Source organism: Pelomonas baiyunensis (assembly GCF_043555935.1).
In the GTDB taxonomy this organism is placed as follows: Bacteria; Pseudomonadota; Gammaproteobacteria; order Burkholderiales; family Burkholderiaceae_C; genus Pelomonas; species Pelomonas baiyunensis.
Genome location: NZ_JBIGIB010000017.1, coordinates 1 through 539 on the forward strand (window position 1 = coordinate 1; position 539 = coordinate 539).

The window sequence follows — 539 nt, forward strand, 5'->3', positions numbered from 1 at the left end:
TCCAGCACGAGGTGCGGGCGGGCGGTGCGCGGCGTGGGTTTGTCCGGCGTGCGGCTGCCGGGCGCGGGTTGGCGGCTGTCCTGGCCGTTGACGGCGTCGGGGTGGTGGCCGTCGCGCGTGGGGTCGAGGTCTTGCGCGAGCTTGTCCAGGGCCTGGCGCTCGTCGTGCTGGCTTAGGGCCTGCGCGCCGGCGGGGGCAGCGGCCTGCGTCAGGCGTTGGCCCAGGTCTTGTGCGGCCTTGAGTTGGGCGAGCGCTTCGGCGCTGTCCAGCTGCGTGCCCTGGGCTTGCGAGCGGGCCTGGGTGGACAGCAGCAGGCCTTGCGGGGCGCGCAGTGTGCCCCAGCCCTGGGTGGCGAGTTCCACGCCCTGGCCGCGCCAACTGCCGCGGGTGCTGGACAGCGGGTTGTGGTGGATGAGTTCACCCAAGTGCAGTTCCGCGCAGGCGTGGCTGGAGGCCAGACGGGTGCGCAGTTGGCCGGGGCTGTCGTCCATGACCCAGTGGTTGTGGTCTTTGTCGTCGTGGCTTTGGCTCTTCCAGCC

Annotated in this window: 1 protein-coding gene; it reads right to left on the bottom strand. The window is 72.2% G+C overall.

The genetic code is table 11. The features are described from left to right. A partial coding sequence (locus tag ACG01O_RS22240) for a type VI secretion system Vgr family protein (RefSeq protein WP_394387799.1) occupies nt 1-539 on the bottom strand: 539 nt, incomplete at both ends.